19 protein-coding genes are annotated in these 18258 nt (G+C 42.0%); 18 read left to right on the top strand and 1 reads right to left on the bottom strand.

Annotated elements, in window-relative coordinates:
- The first annotated feature begins 321 nt into the window (after positions 1-321).
- The 16 genes from IGJ44_RS08110 (at position 322) to IGJ44_RS08185 (ending at position 14491) form a co-directional block, all read left to right on the top strand.
- Positions 322-1275: a catechol 2,3-dioxygenase gene (locus IGJ44_RS08110; protein ID WP_430606546.1), complete on the top strand. Its 954-nt coding sequence runs from the start codon at positions 322-324 to the stop codon at positions 1273-1275.
- Positions 1276-1329: 54 nt separating this feature from the next.
- Positions 1330-2073 (top strand): PIG-L deacetylase family protein, encoded by a 744-nt coding sequence (locus IGJ44_RS08115; RefSeq protein WP_205821434.1) that lies wholly within the window; start codon positions 1330-1332, stop codon positions 2071-2073.
- The gene (locus IGJ44_RS08120) at positions 2073-2774 is read left to right on the top strand and encodes a 4-carboxy-4-hydroxy-2-oxoadipate aldolase/oxaloacetate decarboxylase (RefSeq protein ID WP_167827285.1); all 702 of its coding nucleotides are present in this window, start codon (positions 2073-2075) and stop codon (positions 2772-2774) included. The genes IGJ44_RS08115 and IGJ44_RS08120 overlap by 1 nt, the downstream gene beginning before the upstream one ends.
- Positions 2775-2783: 9 nt before the next feature.
- Positions 2784-3164 carry a RidA family protein gene (locus tag IGJ44_RS08125; RefSeq protein WP_167827284.1) on the top strand — a complete coding sequence of 127 codons (381 nt, stop codon included), beginning with the start codon at positions 2784-2786 and terminating at the stop codon, positions 3162-3164.
- A 28-nt stretch (positions 3165-3192) separates the two neighbouring features.
- Positions 3193-3921, top strand: coding sequence for a DUF554 domain-containing protein (locus IGJ44_RS08130; RefSeq protein WP_015509665.1), 729 nt, complete (start codon positions 3193-3195; stop codon positions 3919-3921).
- Between the two features lie 678 nt (positions 3922-4599).
- The gene (locus IGJ44_RS08135; RefSeq protein ID WP_167827283.1) at positions 4600-6177 is read left to right on the top strand and encodes an ABC transporter substrate-binding protein; all 1578 of its coding nucleotides are present in this window, start codon (positions 4600-4602) and stop codon (positions 6175-6177) included.
- A gap of 61 nt (positions 6178-6238) precedes the next feature.
- Complete coding sequence (locus IGJ44_RS08140; RefSeq protein ID WP_167827282.1) at positions 6239-7168, top strand: ABC transporter permease; 930 nt, start codon at positions 6239-6241, stop codon at positions 7166-7168.
- Between the two features lie 11 nt (positions 7169-7179).
- Positions 7180-8076 carry an ABC transporter permease gene (locus tag IGJ44_RS08145; RefSeq protein WP_060791898.1) on the top strand — a complete coding sequence of 299 codons (897 nt, stop codon included), beginning with the start codon at positions 7180-7182 and terminating at the stop codon, positions 8074-8076.
- A 6-nt stretch (positions 8077-8082) separates the two neighbouring features.
- The gene (locus IGJ44_RS08150) at positions 8083-9513 is read left to right on the top strand and encodes an ATP-binding cassette domain-containing protein (RefSeq protein WP_074535885.1); all 1431 of its coding nucleotides are present in this window, start codon (positions 8083-8085) and stop codon (positions 9511-9513) included.
- 103 nt (positions 9514-9616) lie between these two features.
- Entirely contained in the window at positions 9617-10558 is a 942-nt protein-coding gene (locus IGJ44_RS08155; RefSeq protein WP_074535883.1) for an ABC transporter ATP-binding protein, read from the top strand.
- Positions 10559-10750: 192 nt separating this feature from the next.
- Positions 10751-11455 carry a flavodoxin gene (locus IGJ44_RS08160; protein WP_175445284.1) on the top strand — a complete coding sequence of 235 codons (705 nt, stop codon included), beginning with the start codon at positions 10751-10753 and terminating at the stop codon, positions 11453-11455.
- A 237-nt stretch (positions 11456-11692) separates the two neighbouring features.
- The gene (locus IGJ44_RS08165) at positions 11693-12067 is read left to right on the top strand and encodes a hypothetical protein (protein WP_430606552.1); all 375 of its coding nucleotides are present in this window, start codon (positions 11693-11695) and stop codon (positions 12065-12067) included.
- A 76-nt stretch (positions 12068-12143) separates the two neighbouring features.
- A complete protein-coding gene (locus IGJ44_RS08170) occupies positions 12144-13025 on the top strand; it encodes a LysR family transcriptional regulator (RefSeq protein WP_074535877.1) in 882 nt (293 codons plus the stop codon).
- Between the two features lie 166 nt (positions 13026-13191).
- Entirely contained in the window at positions 13192-13758 is a 567-nt protein-coding gene (locus IGJ44_RS08175) for a flavodoxin (RefSeq protein ID WP_074535875.1), read from the top strand.
- Positions 13727-14071, top strand: a complete 345-nt coding sequence (locus IGJ44_RS08180) for a carboxymuconolactone decarboxylase family protein (protein ID WP_430606555.1) — start codon at positions 13727-13729, stop codon at positions 14069-14071. The genes IGJ44_RS08175 and IGJ44_RS08180 overlap by 32 nt, the downstream gene beginning before the upstream one ends.
- Positions 14072-14491: a cupin domain-containing protein gene (locus IGJ44_RS08185; protein ID WP_074535872.1), complete on the top strand. Its 420-nt coding sequence runs from the start codon at positions 14072-14074 to the stop codon at positions 14489-14491. It abuts the gene before it with no gap.
- Between the two features lie 211 nt (positions 14492-14702).
- Here the strand turns inward: IGJ44_RS08185 and IGJ44_RS08190 are convergent, their stop codons facing one another.
- Positions 14703-15557 carry a LysR family transcriptional regulator gene (locus IGJ44_RS08190; protein ID WP_010748320.1) on the bottom strand — a complete coding sequence of 285 codons (855 nt, stop codon included), beginning with the start codon at positions 15555-15557 and terminating at the stop codon, positions 14703-14705.
- Between the two features lie 117 nt (positions 15558-15674).
- On the opposite strand from IGJ44_RS08190, the gene IGJ44_RS08195 reads away from it, so the two are divergent.
- Together IGJ44_RS08195 and mdcA are read left to right on the top strand one after the other, a co-directional pair.
- Positions 15675-16589, top strand: a complete 915-nt coding sequence (locus IGJ44_RS08195) for an ACP S-malonyltransferase (protein WP_074535870.1) — start codon at positions 15675-15677, stop codon at positions 16587-16589.
- Positions 16590-16594: 5 nt separating this feature from the next.
- Complete coding sequence (gene mdcA, locus IGJ44_RS08200; protein ID WP_074535869.1) at positions 16595-18241, top strand: malonate decarboxylase subunit alpha; 1647 nt, start codon at positions 16595-16597, stop codon at positions 18239-18241.
- Positions 18242-18258 lie beyond the last annotated feature (17 nt).

The following is an 18258-nucleotide window of genomic DNA, read 5'->3' on the forward strand; positions in this document are numbered from 1 at the left end:
TTTTATTGTTGAAAAATGTTGTTCAACAATCTTCTAGACTTACTATACAGGGATTTTCCGTTGTATGTCAATGATTTCCTCTAGGGGGAACAAAAATGGATCAAAAAAAGAATCACCAAAAGCTGTTGACAAAGAAAAGAGTGAATTGTAGAATGAAATTGTTCAACAATAATGTTTAACGTTATTCATTGTTGGATCGTTGCTAGCAAGAAGAAAAACCGTTGTTTTATTTTTTAGACTTTTGTAATCGCTTACTGTCCGGAGGTAAGAAGGTTGGTACTAGAAATAGAACACAAAACTATTAAATAATGAGGTGGAAAAATGAAACAGAAAATGAGTCATGAAATTGCACACTTAAGTCATGTAGAACTGGTGACACCGAAGTTATCCGAAAGCACCAAATTCTTTATTGATGTATTAGGAATGGAAGAAGTCCATCAAAAAGACGACTCTGTCTATTTACGTTGTTGGGGTGACTATGAGCTTTATTCTGTCATTTTGACTGCTTCAAATACTGCTGGAATCAAGCACACAGCGTATCGAACGACTAGTCCAGAAGCGTTAGAAAGACGAGCGAATGCCTTAGAAAAAGCTGGTTTTGGTGTTGGCTGGATCGAAGGGGATTATGGTCATGGTCGAGCATACCGTTTTAAAGGTCCCGATGGACATCTCCACGAGCTCTACTACGAAACAGTAAAATATGTTGCGCCACCTGAACTTAAGCCTTGTTTGAAAAATCAACCGCAGAAATTTACTGGTCGGGGAGCAGCTGTAAAACACTTAGACCACATCAATTTCTTGTCCTCAAACCCACCGGCTGATGGCGACATGATGGAAGAGTTACTTGGAATGCGTCTCACGGAACAGATCAAATTTAAAGACGGATCACGTCAAGCTGTCTGGTACAGTCCAAATAACAAGTCTTATGTGGTTGTTTTCACAAAAGATGCAACCGCTTCAAAAGGACGTTTCCATCATATTGCAATGGCGGTCGATTCGTTTGCTGAGATCGCACGTGCGGCTGATATTTTCTGTGAGAATGACATTCACATCGAATTTGCACCAAGTAAGCATGCGATCAATCAAACGTATTTTGTTTATTGTTATGAACCAGGTGGAAATCGCATCGAGATCGCCGCAGGAGGATATTTAGTATTGCAACCGGACTGGGAAGTCATCTCATGGGACGAAGAGGAACGCGCTCGTGGACAGGCTTGGGGCAATAAAACTGTTTCGACCTTCCATACGTACGGCACACCTCATGTTGAGGAATAATCCTTATAAATAAAAGCAGCATTTCCACAGAGAACATAGAAAAGAGGAATAAAATTGGAAGCATCATTGATCGATGAAAAGACACGCTTATTAGTTGTTAGTGCCCATGCCGGAGACTTTATTTGGCGCAGTGGCGGAACGATCGCCAAATACATCAAGTATGGCGCGCACGTCTCACTGGTTGTTTTGAGCTATGGCGCTCGAGGTGAGTCAAACGACTTATGGAATGAACCAGGTCAAACGCTGGAGCAGGTCAAATCAGTTCGGCGTTCAGAAATTATGAAAGCGGCAAAACATTTAGGGGTTACGGATTATGAGCTATGGGATTTGCAAGACTATCATATGTCGGTAGGCGAAGTCGAAATGGATCGAATGGTTCGTAAGATGCGCGACGTTCAACCACATATCATTTTGACCCATGGACCAAAAGATGCGTTTAATCCTGATCATGAACTTGTTTCTAACTTTGTTTTTGAGGCGAGCGTTTTGTCCACCTCAAACGGTGTCCAGATCGATGACACAAAACGATGCAAGCAAAGTCGGCTTTTCGGGTTTGAACCACACCAATCAGAGATCAGTGGCTTTCAACCAGAAGTAATCATTGATATTACTGAAACCTATGAGCAAAAACAAGCAGCAATGAACTGCTTCAAAGCACAGGAACATTTGATCAACTATTACAGTGCCAAAGCTTTGCTGCGGGGCAATCAGGCAAGACGTTGTTCAGGAAATAACGACTATCAATATGCAGAAGCATTCACACGTTTCTTTCCATATGTAGGAGGTGCCTTTAACTAATGAATAAATATATTTTAAAAAATATCTACCGCCCATCAGAAGATACGTTAAAGGACTATCGGAAATATGATGTTTCCACTGTCTATGAAGCACAGGACAAAACTGGCCTGATGTTGCCTTATATGCGACCATTGATCGAAGGTCAGCAAATCGTCGGGCCTGCGGTGACAGTCATCTGTCCACCAGGGGATAATCTTATGGTTCATGCAGCGATCGAGGTTTGTCAGCCAGGAGATATTTTAGTGATCACGACGACCAGCGGCGAATATGTCGGCGGTATGATCGGCGAATTGATCGTTACTGCTTTGATGAAACGCGGTATACAAGGAGTGGTGATCGATTCTGCTGCTCGGGATGTTGCGCAAATTCGTAAACTAGGTTTTCCAGTATGGACAAGAGCGATTTACTCCAAAGGAACGTTCAAAAATAAAGGTGGTTGGGTCAATGCACCGGCAGCTTGTGCTGGACAAGTCGTGCGGGGCGGTGATTTGATCATGGCTGACGATGATGGGGTAGTCGTCGTTCAAAAAGAAAACCTAGCGGCAACTTTAGCAAGCGCAGAAAAAAGAATGCGAAAAGAAGCAACGGTCAAAGAGCAAATTGCGGCAGGTATCTTAAGTATGGATTTCCATAATTTGCGTGGGCGTTTATCAGAGCAAGGGGTCGTTTATCTTGACCAAGTCGATGATGAAAACAAGTAGGTGATAACCATGACAAAAAGACAAGTGATTCAAATCAACGGTTCTGCGCATGAAAATCCAATACCAACAGCAGTTAAAATTGGAAATATGGTCTATACTTCTGCACTTATGGGTACCGATCCTTCTTCGGGACAAATGCCAGAAACTGTAGAAGAAGAAGTCGCACAACTATTTACCTATATCCTTGAGATTATGGAAAAAGCAGGTGGGAGTAACGAAAATATTGCCCATCTCAGCGTATCAGTGACAGATCGATCATACAAAGAAATTGTAAACAAAGAATGGCTGAAACTATTCCCTGACCCTGATAATCGACCTGCAAGACATACCACCGTTCATTCATTGAAACCGGGGGTTCACGTTCAAGTGGAGATGGTCGCTGTTCTTTGATATTAAGTGAAAGTAGGGGAAACCAAGCATGCCCACAGGAGTACTAATTAATGTTTCATCTGTTATCGTTGGAGGAATCGTCGGCGGGATAGCAGGAAAAAAGCTAAGTGCAGAATTTAAGACCCAGATTACCTTGATCTTTGGGGTTTGTTCAATGTCGATGGGGATTTTTACTTTAGGTTTAATGCAGAATATGCCAGCCGTGGTCTTTGCGGTGGTGATTGGAACAGGGTTAGGATTGGTTTTGAAATTAGGTAAGTGGATCAATCATGGTGCGTCTTTGATGGAGAAACCGATTGCTGCTATGGCAAAGAGCAAAGAAAGCACACTATCACAAGAAGAGTTTGTCTCCGCGTTAACTACAGCGATCGTTTTATTTTGTGCCAGTGGAACCGGCATATATGGTTCTTTAGATGCTGGGATGACAGGGGATAACACTATATTGATCTCAAAATCGATTCTGGATCTTTTCACTGCTGCGATTTTTGCCGCAAATTTAGGTTATGTGGTTTCGATCATCGCTCTACCGCAATTTATTATCTTTTTCCTGTTGTTTTTGGGGGCGAAACAGATTTTGCCTTTGACAACGCCAGAAATGATCAACGATTTTCGAGCGGCGGGGGCATTTCTTATGATCGCTACTGGATTTCGGATGATGAAAGTCAAAGAATTCCCAGTAGCAGATATGATCCCAGCAATGATTTTAGCGATGCCTATCAGTCATCTTTGGACCAACTTCATTGTTCCACTGATCTAATGGTCCTTATTAGAAATAACTGATTCGGGTGATCGTTTTTACTAAAAAGTACAGTGAGGCATATTTTTGCCCATTGTACTTTTTTCTGCTTAAAAGGATCGTTTGGACAATTAAAGGAGCGTTAGTTAAATGTAACTGAAGAAAGTTTGCATAACGCTTCTTTCGATCAGTTCTTGTCAAATGAATAGCGATTTCAGCTTTTCCAAATAGTCTAGAGGGATCGGGGTTCTGGTGAGATGAAAAAAAAACTCGCAAAGCTTCCTGTCTTGCTAAAGACACTGATTCTCTGTACGAATCAGCGTTCGCTCTATTTTAAAGAAGGGAATTAGGAATAAAACGGCATCTAAAAAAGAGGAAGCTTATAAAAAAAAGTCAAATTAATGATAATAAATCGCAATTCTTCATTTTATTCTAACAAAATGACAATTTTCTTAGGTGTTCATCACAAATCTATCACATTTCCAAGCTAAAGTTTGTTATTATCTGAAAATTTTCATCATTCAGATAAAAGCTTCTTCATTATGAGCAAATTTTTTATAGTTAGTTGATAGAAAACAGGACGAGCGTATGTGTTTTCGATCCAAATTACACACCAGTGCGTCTAATTTCTATATTTGCTGGTATTAAGAAGAGCGCAAAAAAAAACCTTAAGTTACAGGGGACGAAATGGAGGATAACATGAAAAAAAGGAAAACAAGCTGGGCTCTCGTATTGTTAACAAGTCTGATGGTATTAGGTGCTTGTGGTAGTGGAGGCCAAGACCCAACAGATAGTTCGGGAGGGAATGTGTCAGGGGGAGCTAGTTCTGATCCTAATGTATTAGTGGTCGCATCAGGTGCGGATCCAGTGACATTAGATATCCATCAAACGAACGACCAAGCAACTACCAGGGTAGCAAGACAGATTTATGAAACACTGATCAAACAGACGAACGATCTTGAGTTAGTGCCAGGGTTAGCAACAGAGTGGGAAGAAATTGAAGAGAACCTTTATGAGTTCAAGTTGCGAGAAGATGTTGTCTTTCATAATGGGGAAGCGATGACAGCTTCTGATGTTGCCTACACCCTTCTACGGGCGGTGGACTCACCTTCGATCAGTCATATCATTGGTTCGATCGATCCTGATACGATCGAAGTGATCGATGATCATACGATCCATATCGGGACAAATGGTGCCTTCGGGCCTTTCTTGACTCATTTAGCACATCCTGCGGTTGGAATTTTGAGTGAGAAAGCTGTGGAAGAAGCTGGTGAAGATTATGGTATCAGCAGCGTTGTGGGAACGGGGCCCTTTGAATTTGTTGAATGGGCAACCGGTAGTCACGTGACCTTGGATCGATTTGACGATCACTGGGATGAGCCAGCGGGAATGGAAAGAATTGAGTTTCGGACAATTACAGATTCAAGTGTTCGTTTGATTGAACTAGAGTCAGGAACCGTCGATATTGTTTATGATATCGCTCCTTCTGATAATGAAAAGGTTGAAGAAAACGATGAATTAACTTTATTAGCGACAGAAAATTTAGGAACGGAATACTTAGGTTTCAACGTTCGAAATGATACACCATTGCAAGAAGTAGGGGTACGTCGCGCGATTGCCCATGCTATCGATGTCGAATCGATTATTCAAACGGTTCATATGGGGATCGGGACTCAAATGAGTGGACCGATCAACGAATTGGTTTTTGGATATAATGAAAACTTGGAAGCTACTCCTTATGACGTTGAATTAGCAAAAGAACTATTAGCAGAAGCTGGTTATCCAGATGGCGGGTTCTCTCTTTCGTTGTATGTCGGTGATAACAATCAAGAACGAATCCGTGTCTCGCAGGTTGTTTCCGCTGCTTTAGAAGAATTAGGTATCACTGTTGAGGTCAACCAAATGGAGTGGGGAGCATTTTTAGATGCTGCAGCAGCTGGTGAACCAGATATGTTCTTACTAGGTTGGACAACGATCACAACAGATGCTGACTATGGATTGTATCCACTGTTCCATTCAAGTAGCTTTGGCGAAGCTGGAAATCGTACGTTCTATCATAATGAACGGGTAGATGAATTACTTGATGCAGCTCGTAGCACTTCTGACCAAGAGGAACGCTTGGCCTATTATCATGAAGCGCAAGAGATTATCAATGATGAGATGCCATGGGTTTACTTACAAACCAGAGAAAATGTTTCAGGTATCCGCAACTGGGTGCAAGGGTTCGAACATCATCCAACTGGAAGTTACTTCTTAGATACGGTGTCAAAAAACTAAATTGGATTGAGAGTATAAAATAAAGAGCCGCAATGGCTCTTTATTTTGAGGAGATGAATAGATGTTCCAATATATTGTAAAACGAATTCTGTGGTTGTTTCCTATCCTGCTAGGCGTCTCTTTTATTGTATTTACGATTATGTATCTATCACCTGGAGACCCTGTAACAATGGTGTTGGGGGAAGGAGCGACTCCTGAACAATATGAGGCTATGCGTGTGCAAATGGGGCTTGACCGTAGTTTTATCGAACAATTTTTTCATTATATAAAAAATGTTGTCGTCGAATTTGATCTTGGGAGATCGTATGTTTCTGGCCGGGTGGTCATGGATGAAATCCTAGTCCGTTTGCCCAACACAATCAAATTATCAGTATGGAGTGTGTTATTTGCCTCGCTGATTGGTATTCCACTGGGAGTGATCTCTGCTTCGAGACCTTATTCCAAGGTTGATAATTTCGTGATGTTTCTTTCACTAGTTGGGGTTTCTATGCCAACCTTTTGGCAGGCACTCCTTTTAATTATTCTTTTTACTTCTACCCTGGGCTGGTTGCCAGCATCTGGTTTTGATACTTGGCAGCAAATGATCATGCCAGTATTTGCATTGGCTTCCTCATCAATTGGCACGATCGCCCGGATTACAAGGTCGAGTATGATGGACGTTTTAGACCAAGATTATATTCGTACGGCAAAAGCCAAAGGAGTAAATGGTTCAAAGGTGACATTCCATCATGCCTTAAGAAATGCCTTGATTCCCGTAGTGACAGTCATTGGTTTGCAGTTTGGGGCTTTATTAGGTGGGGCTGTATTGACCGAGACTGTTTTTAGTATCAATGGGATCGGGACAATGATGGTGAATGCGATCCGTACAAGAGACACAATGATCGTCCAAGGCGGCGTTTTATTTATTGCATTTATTTTTACGATGGTTAATCTATGTGTCGATATTCTCTATGCATATATCGATCCGCGAATTAAAACCTCATATGATTAAGGGAGGAACTCATGTTTTCTAGAAAAAAGGCCATTGCGAAAACGCAAGCACTTGCAGGCGTACCAGAAGGATCGAAACAAGAGATTTGGCTTTCCTTAAAAGCAAATCGCCGAGCAATGTTTGGGTTACTATTTATCACGTTACTGACGATTACTGCGATTTTTGCAGACTTTATAGCTCCCTATGGTATGCGGGAGCAAAATCTAGCCAATGCATTGCAATTTCCAAGTCGTTCTCATTGGTTTGGGACAGATGACTTGGGACGTGACGTATTGTCTCGTTTGATTTACGGCACGAGAATATCGCTGACTGTAGGCGTTTGTGCGGTGTTACTGGCACTCTTTTTTGGTGGCATCTTAGGTGTCTTATCCGGTTATTTCAGAGGGTGGATCGATACGCTGATTATGCGTTTTTGTGACATCTTACTATCCATCCCTTCTATTTTGTTGGCAATCGCCATCGTGGCTTCTTTGGGATCCAGTCTGCCGAACATGATCTTGGCGATCGGGTTGGCGAATATCCCCATTTTTGCTCGTATTATTCGGGCAAGTGTGATGGCGGTCAAAGAGAAGCAATTTATTGAAGCTGGAAAAGCGCTAGGCGCAAATAATGGATTGCTGATTTTCAAACACATCTTGCCAAATATCCTTTCACCAGTCATCGTGCATTCATCAATGGGCGTTGCCACAGCAATTTTATCTGCTGTTGGCTTAGGATTTATTGGCTTAGGTATGGAGGCTTCCGTTGCGGAATGGGGAACGATGTTAAATTTTGGACGAGGCTATATCCGAACACATCCCTACCTGACGATTTATCCAGGGATCGCGATCATGTTGACCATTTTATCCTTCAATTTGATCGGTGACGGAATCCGAGATGCCATCGATCCGAAGATGAGAGAGAGGTAAGCAGTTATGGACACGATCATGCGCGTCAAGAATCTACAAAAGTATTTTCCTGTGAAGAAGAAAAACTTTTTTGGGGTGGGAAAAGACTATGTGAAAGCAAATAAAGATCTTACGATCGATATCTATGAAGGAGAAACATTAGGCATCGTCGGTGAAAGTGGTTGTGGAAAATCGACCTTTGGACGCACGATTATTCAGCTCCAACGACAAACCGGAGGCTCGACCCTTTACTATGGAGAGACGATCGAAGATTTCATGCCTCGTTACGTAAAAAAAGTCTATCAACAACTGCCACAAAAGATGAAACAGTTTACTGATTCTGTCAATGAGCTCCAGTCGATCGAATCAAAACTCGCTGCCGATTCAGCTGCTGATGTAGAAGCAACAACGGAACGGTTGCGTCTAAAGAAAATCGCTTTTGAAAATGAATATGGCAATACCCTACGATTAGTCGGAGGCTTGATTTTGCATGATGATCTGCAAAAGGTCAGTAAGCTTCTTTCGTCTCGTTACGAAGCTGCAGCAAAAGTTGCCGCTAGCAAGCGAGCGTTAACATTTAATCAGCAAAAACAAGCGATGAATGGGGCAGTGGATCAAACAGAGCTCATGAACTTGGAAAAAACGATCGCTGAACAACAAAATGATTTAGCAGCTATTGATAAGCAAGTCGCACAACTAAAAAATGAAGTCATGAACAAAAAAGACTTTTCATACTACGAAGAGCAGCTTGATTCTGGCATCGATCTAGCTGCTTTGACTCAAAAGGAATCAAGAGTTTTACGAAAAGACCTGCAAATTATCTTTCAGGACCCTTACTCCTCACTAGATCCACGGTTAACAGTGGGTGATATTATTGGAGAAGGTTTGTTGATACACAAATTTTTTACTAGTAAAAAGGACCCAAACTATGAAACCTATATTCTTGATATCATGGAAAAATGTGGGTTAAAGAAAGAATTTATTCATCGCTATCCGCATCAATTTTCTGGTGGACAACGACAACGAATCGGGATTGCTCGTGCCTTAGCTTTAAAGCCCAAATTCATTGTTTGCGATGAAGCTGTTTCAGCATTAGATGTTTCGATTCAGTCACAGATCATCAATTTGCTTCATGATTTGCGGGAAGAACTCAATTTGACTTACTTGTTTATCACCCATGATCTTGGAGTCGTAAAATTTATTTCTGATCGGATCGGTGTGATGTATTTTGGGCATCTTGTAGAATTAGCTTCAGCTGAGACGATTTTTTCTAACCCGATCCATCCGTACACACGGCAATTATTAAATGCCATTCCAACGCTAGACGAAGAGTATCGCCCATGGGCTCTTGATGAAACCCATCCTGATTTGGCATTCAACTATTCAAAAGAAACTGATGCTGATCCAGATTGGGTAGAAGTCGAGCCAAATCATTTTGTGAAGTGTACGCGAAAATAGTTTTTTTAGAACATAGGAATTGAAACATGGTTGAGGAGTCAATCAAACGAACTATAAGCATGATACGATTGGTTTAATGGGAAAAAATCAAAAGGAGACCAAGATGGATTTACTAGAAGTTGATAATCTGCATACGTATTTTGATACGAAACGGGGAACTGTCAAAGCTGTCAAAGGCGTTACTTTTTCATTAAAAAGAGGGAAGACATTAGGAATCGTTGGAGAAAGTGGGAGTGGCAAAAGTCAAACAGCCATGTCGATCCTTCAACTTTTTCAACGAAATCAATATATAGCGGAAGGGCAGATCCGTTTTGAAGGAAAAAATATCCTCGAATTAAGCAAAAAAGAGCTTTTGAAAATTCGTGGAAATGATATTTCAATGATCTTTCAAGAGCCTATGACAAGTTTGAATCCGGTATTTACAATCAAAGCACAACTGACAGAAGCCTTGAAACTTCATCAGCACGTCGACAATAAGACGGCGACTTTACGGGCATATGAGCTGTTAGAAGCTGTCAAGATCACAGATCCTAAACGAGTAGCCAAGCAATATCCTCATCAGTTATCTGGAGGAATGAGTCAGCGAGTAATGATCGCAATGGCATTAGCCTGCAATCCGAAGCTATTGATTGCCGATGAACCGACTACCGCACTCGATGTGATCATCCAAGCAGAAATCCTTAAGTTAATGAATGAGTTAAAAGACAAGCTGGATACAAGTATTTTGTTTATTACCCATGATTTGGGTGTCATTAGTAAAATGGCCGATGATGTGATCGTGATGCATGGGGGAAAAATCGTCGAGAGTGCCCCAATCAATGAGATATTCAAAAATGCTTACCATCCGTACACAAGGCGCTTACTTGCTGCATTTTTAAGAACCGACATTCGAAACAAGAAAACAGCGCCTGATGATTTTTACAGTAAGGAAAACAATGTCTTTGATTTCACCACATTTAAAACAGAAGAAACAGCGGACCCCGATTGGGTTCAGGTAGGAACAAATCATTTTGTCGCTGCCAGTTTGAGAAAAATCGATAACTAAACGAAAAAGTCGTAAAACAAAGCTTTGTTTACGGCTTTTTTCAGTATGCTGGGAAGGAAATTTTTTTGTGAGGAAGTTGTGAGAAAGATGTAAAAAATAGGGGAAGGTTTGCTCAAGAGCCTTGCCTTAAAGTCCACTTCAAGAATTATACTGGAACTACCATTTTTGATGGGAAAAGAAAGGAGCAATTCAATGAACAAATGGACAAAAGGACTTTTTCTGACAATGATTTTTCTAGCAGGATGCAGCAGTGATTCAATGAATGACGAGCCAGACATCGGTACAACGGAAACAAGTACTAGTGACACCGTTACGCAACAAATGAGAGAAACAGGGATTGATGGGGAGGCCGATATTTTGATTGCCTATTTCACAAGACCAGAAAATTTAGAGCATGAACCAGCGGTCGAAGCAGTTTCTGGAAGTAGTTTTAATGTAATCGATGACACCTTAGTAGGAGATGTCCAGGTGCTAGCAGAAATGATCGCTGAACAGACCGGCGGTGCGTTGTTCTCGATTCAAACAGAAGTAGGTTACCCTAACGTTTACGATGAACATACAGCTTTTGCCACTAGAGAGGTGGAAGAAGATGCCAGACCAACGTTGAAGGCTGACGTTGCCCAAATGACTGAAGTGGATGTTCTCTTTATCGGCTTTCCCGTTTGGTGGAACCGTGCCCCAAGAGCCGTTTTAACATTTCTTGAAACCTATGATCTTACGGATAAACAAATCATTCCTTTTGCAACCCATGGGGGAAGTGGACTGACCAATAGTCAAAATGAACTTCAAACGTTGTATCCAGCGTATGACTTTCTTGAAGGCTTTGCAGCAAGAGCGGGAAGTGTTGAAGACGCTGAACCGAATCTGTTGAATTGGCTCGATGAACTAGGATATTAGCAAAATTCAAGTTTAGTAGCCGTTTCTCAATTAGCTAAATGTTCATGATGTACCACAAACCGAAATTATCATAATATAATTATGGTAAACTAATCCAGTTGATTTATGAATCATTTGGGGATGCGCTGATGGATTAGGAGCAAGAGCTTCTACTTATTCCCGAGAATAGTCAATTTTTCCGATTTATTCGTTCTAGGTTGACTACAATTCTGTTATTTAGGATAAGAAAGGTAGATCATGACCAAAGAGACGATGAAAAGAATCACACCAATAACCGACAATGGCAATACAGGACCATTCCACGGACGTTTGTTCAGCAACGCGCGCACTCTAAAGATAAATCCGCAAGTCCGAGTAAAGCGATCGCTACACAAAATAAAAGAATTGATAAATTTAACATCGTATTCCTCCAAATCATTGTATGAGTACTCATACCAAGATACTCATATATCCTACGCCAAAAGCCGTAAAAAGCAAGCAGCTGACAAAACTGTTCGTTTAAGCGAACAGTTTTTACATGTTGTTGACGAATTTTTTTACAATTCTGCAATTTCCTACGCTTTTTTAGCTAGATTCGCTGGAACAGTGATTCTTTGTTATCATAAGAATTGAAAAGGAGACTGGAGAGGGAGGTTCTCTTTTGTTTCGAACACTTTGAATGCAAAAGACAAAATGAGGAGGAGATTTTGTGGAAATTCGGTTATTAAAATATTTCTACACGATTGCGGAGGAAGGGACGATTTCTCAAGCTGCAGAAGTGCTCCACATCACACAACCGACATTGAGTCGACAATTAAAAGAATTAGAAGACGAGTTAGGGACGGCACTATTCACTCGCGATAATCGTAAAATGGTTTTAACGGAAGCGGGGCGTTTTTTAAAAAGCCGTGCAGAAGAGATTTTGAGTTTGACAGACCAGACAATGCAAGCGTTTGAAGACCGTAAAAAACATTTATTTAGCGGTCACTTCACGATTGGTTGTGTGGAAGCAGATAATTCCGATACGCTTTCCTTGATGTTGGAAGAATTTATCAATGATTATCCTGATGTTCGCTTTCATATTCATAGTGGTACAGGAGATGACATCAGCGATCGTCTGGAGAAAGGCTTGTTGGATCTAGCGATCTTGATCGAACCGATTGAAATCGAGAAGTATGAAAAAATCGTTCTTCCACGAAAAGAAACATGGGGCTTTTTGACATCGGCTGATTCTTTTCTTGCGCATAAAGAAGAAATAACACCCGAAGACATCAAAGGTGTGCCTTTATTGATCTCCAAGCGTCCAGAAGTACAACAAATGTTCAGCCAATGGTCGAAGACACCAGTGGAAGAATTGCCGATCGTGGGCACCTACAATTTAATATTCAATGTCTTTTCCTTAGTAGAAAACCATGTTGGCTCGGCATTGACCATCAGCGGAGCAGTCGGAGAACGAAGGAGTGAAGCAATTAAGTTTCTGCCTTTAGTACCACAAATCGAGACCAGCTGTGTATTGGTTTGGAAAAAGAATCGGGTGCTGTCGCCAGTCGTTATCGAGTTTATTCGGCGATTTCACGATTCCTTTCAATAAGCTCAGTGTAAACATCAAAAGAAGCGGTGATATCCGCTTCTTTTTTGTATATCGAAACCAGCTATGCTTTGTAAGCATAAGGTCTTGTGTGAAAAAGCATTAGCCAATCCAACTCGATTGGCTTACCATTAAATCTATCAGGAAACAAAGAGTAGGAGGTGACAAAATGGCGGCAATACTTGTTTGTTCACGAGCTGGTGAAAATCTGATTGAGGGACAGCTCAAAAAACTGGGCATAGGAAATACGCAGATTTTAGCAGAGAAGCTGTCAGAGCAGCTGCAATGCCCCCTTTATCCCCTTGCCCCTGTGGAACCTTATCCTGAAAGCTATCAGGCGATGGTCGAACAAGCACAAAAAGAAAAAGCTACGAATGATTTTCCCCGCTATCAAACAGTACCGTCTGCGTTTTTTAAAGAACGGATACTATTTGTTGGATTTCCCAACTGGTGGGAGAGCTATCCGAGGATCGTGGCGAGTTTTTTAAAAGACCATTATTTCGATGGGAAGATTATTTTTCCCTTTTGTACTCATGAAGGCTCAGGATTCGGCAATAGCCTGGAAGACTTTAAAAAAACTTGTCCTGAAGCCCTCATATATCCTGGATTAGCCATCCGTGGTTCACGAGTGAATAAGGCGGATACTGCCATTCAAAATTGGGTGAACCAGCATTTCATCACAATAGAAGAAGGAGTCGATCGATATGGTAAAGAAACAAACTGCAGGAAGAGATAACCTAGGGACATTTGCGCCGAAATTTGCGCAATTAAATGATGATGTGTTATTTTGTGAAGTTTGGTCACGTGAGGCAGAGTTGGCTCCTCATACGAGAAGTTTATTAACGATATCGGCCTTGATTTCGGGTGGGAATTTTGAACAATTGACTGCTCATCTAACGATTGGCAAGGAAAACGGGATCACTGTAGAGGAAATTGCAGAAGTAATCACTCATCTGGCTTTCTATGTTGGCTGGCCTAAAGCTTGGTCTGCTTTTAACATCGCCAAAACGGTTTATCAAGAAGAGCTAGCTGAATTGGAGGAAAAATAAATGTCAGAACTCGATGCAGCAAAAGAAGCTGGAATCTTTTCACTGGGCAACACAAATGACGCCTATGCACAATATTTTAGCGGTCAGAGTTACTTGAATCCTTTAGTAGCTGATCCAGCGATTCCAGTCAACGTTGGCAATGTGACTTTTGAACCAGGTTGCCGCAACAATTGGCATCGGCATATTGATGGTGGGTATCAATTGTTGTTGGTGACTTCAGGAGAAGGCTGGTACCAAGAAGCAGGCAAGAAACCGCAAAAACTTACTGTTGGGGATGTCGTAGTCATCAAGGAAGGGGTCAAACATTGGCATGGTGCAGCAAAAAATAGTTGGTTTGCCCATGTAGCGATTACTGCTGGTGCTTCAGAATGGTTAGAAACAGTCAGTGATGAAGAATATGATCGATTGCCTAATGCATAAGCGATGATAAGTCAGCCGTACTGGAAGGCGTGTAACAAATCTTATGGGGTCTCACCTGACTGGCAGCCAATAGTGTGGCGAGTCAAAAGAGATCGAAGTGATCAATGTGAATGAATGTACGGTCGAGCCGATGATTCAACCGTTGTAAATAGGAAAGAAAAAGGAAGTGTCCACTTGCACAACTAACGTGCGAATGGACGCTTCTTTTTGTTTAGCCAAGATAAAATTCAATCAACGTTTTTGCAATCAATTTTGTCATGGGATGACCTTTAGTAAAGCTTGATGCTAAATAGATCGTCCTTGATAAGGGGAAATCTGCTAGTTCACGTAAAACGAAAGGTGCCTCATCTTCATAGCCCCAAGTAATTTTAGGAAAGAACGTGATTCCTAGCCCTTGATTGATAAGGGAGCGCAACGTCGCCGGATCGTCCGTCGTTGAACCGATAGCCAAACTGATTTTTTTTGCTTCAAAAGCTTCGTCGATGGTTCTACGCAGCGGGCTGTTTTCAACCAGCATCAGCAAAGGCACGTGTTGGATATCGGCAACTTGCAAGTCTTTTTTTTCTGCCAAGGGATGCTTTTTGGGGATCGCCAGTAAGATGGGTTCCGTGAATATTGGCAGATTGGTCAAGCCGTTCTTTGGCTCAGAGGTAATGTAGAAGGCTTGTTCTTTGTTGGTCTCCTTACTGCCGTGCTGCTTGATCGAAAGTTGGATCTCAGGGTGCTTTTCAACGAATGTCGCCACCAAGTTGGGCAAGGAAACAGAAGCGACTTCAGAGTAAATCGTCACTGCAGGGACCATTTCTCCATTTAAGGCTTGGATCGCACTCATTCCTTCGTCGAAACGTGCTAACGTCTCAACGACATAGGGATAAAATTCTTCAGCATACATCGTCAACTCGATATGCCGACCGGCATGATAGAACAAAGGAACGCCTAGTTCACTTTCTAGGTGTTTCATGGCACGGCTCAAGGCAGGTTGTGAGATGTATAATTCTTGTGCAGATTGGGTAATATTTTTCGATTCGGCTACTTTTTTAAAGTAGCGTAAATGATCAAGGTTCATCAGATACTCCTCTTTCCATACCTTTTGGTTATGGATATTCACGAAACTGGTATTTTTTATTATAACAAACTTCCGTTATTATGACACAGGAAAGAGAAATTGTTTAGGAGGTGTTTCATGAGTACAGGTTTCTTATACCCAGGACAAGGCAGTCAGACCAGCAAGATGCTTGAGGACGTGCCTGCCAGTTATTTCCATCGGCTAGAACAGGCGACAGGCTTTGATTTACACCCTGTATCGGGGGATCTCAAACAAGATACCGTCTCTATTCAGTTGGCGCTTTTAGTAAAAGCGGCTTTTTACACGGACCAGATGAAAGCATCTGGTGTGCAACCTCAGCTTGTGGCGGGGCATTCGATTGGCGCTTTTTCCGCTGCGTTAGCTTGTGAAAGCTTGAGTTTCGAAAATTCCGCTAGCTTGGTCTATCATCGGGCGACATTGATGAAAGAAGCCTATCCGACTGATTATGCCATGGGGGTACTGGTTGGTGTAACGAGAAGTGAAGCAGAAGCGCTCGTGGCAAAAACATTTGATCCTGCTGCTCCCGTCTATTTATCAAATGAAAATTGCCCCATGCAGCATACGATCTCTGGTCATATCAAAGGCTTGCGCAAGACGCTAGCTCAAGCGAAAGATTATCATGCGCAAACCGCCAAACTTTTAGCAGTGCCTGTCCCGTCCCATTGTGTGTTGATGACAGAACCCGTGAAACGGTTTGCGCCATTTATGAACACGGTATCCCTTGATGTGCCTATCTGTCCGTACCTCAAAAATACGGATGGGCGGATGACCATGAATCCTGAAGAGATCCGTCGTGATTTGCTGCAAAATATTGCTTATCCGGTGCAGTGGAACAAGATCATGGATGTTGCCTACGAAGCAGGACTTGATTTGGCACTTGAATTTCCTCCTGGCAATACCCTAACAAAACTGATCCAAGCAAAATTTGGTGAAAACAAAGCGATCCGTGTGATCAATTTGGATCAACATGGCTTGGATGATGCTTTATTCCTATATAAAAAATGGAGATGAATAGAATGGAAAAACCTGCAAGAAACTGGGCAAGTAAACGTGAAAAGAAAGCCCAAACCATGAAAAAAATCGAGCATCTTCTCGATGGAAAATATGTCCCAACGGAAGCGATCATTGAAGTCTTAGAACAGTTGATCTGTCCGGGAGACAAAGTGGTCCTTGAAGGCGACAATCAGAAACAAGCAAGCTTTCTATCAAAAAGCTTAGAACAAGTCGATGCTCAAAAAGTCAACAATTTGCATATGATCATGTCGAGTATCTCCCGTCCAGAACATTTGACGATATTTGAAAAAGGCATTGCAGCGAAAATCGATTTTTCTTATGCAGGCGCACAAAGTACGCGCGTTGCCCAAATGATTGAAGACAAAACCATGAAATTAGGGGACATTCATACGTATTTGGAATTATATGGTCGCTTATTTATCGACTTGATTCCGAATGTGGTCCTTGTGGCGGCGGACAAAGCCGATCGCCAAGGAAATCTTTATACAGGTTACAATACGGAAGAAACGCCAACGATCGTCGAAGCAGCAGCCTTTAAAGATGGGATTGTGATCGTCCAAGTTAATGAAGTGGTCGATCGTTTGCCGCGGGTCGATATTCCCAGCGATTGGATCGATGTTGTCGTGGTAGCAGATCAACCGTATCAATTAGAAGCCCTCTTTACGAGAGATCCGCAAAACATTACGGAATTACAAATTTTGATGGCGATGATGGCATTAAAAGGAATCTATGCAGAACATGAAGTACAATCGTTGAATCATGGGATCGGTTTTAATACCGCTGCGATCGAGTTACTTTTACCAACCTATGGAGAAACGCTTGGAATCAAAGGAAAAGTAGCGAAAAACTGGGTCTTGAATCCTCATCCAACGATGATTCCAGCTATCGAATCTGGTTGGGTCGAAAGCATCCACAGTTTTGGTGGGGAAGTTGGTATGGAAAAATATATTGCCGCTCGACCCGATGTATTCTTTGTCGGAAAAGACGGCACGATGCGCAGCAATCGAGCATTATCACAAACTGCAGGTCAATATGCCATCGATATGTTTATCGGTTCGACCTTACAACTAGATTATCAAGGAAATTCTTCTACAGTGACGAAAGGCCGCTTATCTGGGTTTGGTGGTGCACCAAATATGGGGCATAATCCGGGGGGCCGTCGGCATTCGACTCCAGCTTGGCAATCATTGCGGGATGAAACAGATCCTTTAGCAAAAGGACAAAAATTAGTCGTTCAAATGGTTGAAACGTATGGTTCCAATAAAAAACCTGTTTTTGTAGAAACGTTAGATGCGTTGGCTGTCCAAAAGCAAGCTGGTTTAGCCAATGCCCCAATTATGATCTATAGCGAAGATACGACGCATATCGTGACAGAAGAAGGCATCGCTTATCTTTATAAAGCAAACTCAAAAGAGGAAAAACAAGCAGCAATCGCAGCAATCGGTGGTGTAACCCCACTAGGAATGACCAGCACAAAAGCTTCTCTGGATGCCTTGCGCAAAGCGGGAATCGTGAAATTACCAGAAGACTTAGGGATCAAACGCAGTGATGCCAAACGATCATTGCTAGCAGCTCAAACCGTTGATGATTTGATCGAATGGTCCGATGGGTTGTATGAACCGCCAATGAAATTCAGAACGTGGTCTTAATAAGAGCAAGAGGAGAG

The organism is Enterococcus sp. DIV1368d (genome assembly GCF_050542975.1).
Classification (GTDB): Bacteria; Bacillota; Bacilli; order Lactobacillales; family Enterococcaceae; genus Enterococcus_D; species Enterococcus_D casseliflavus.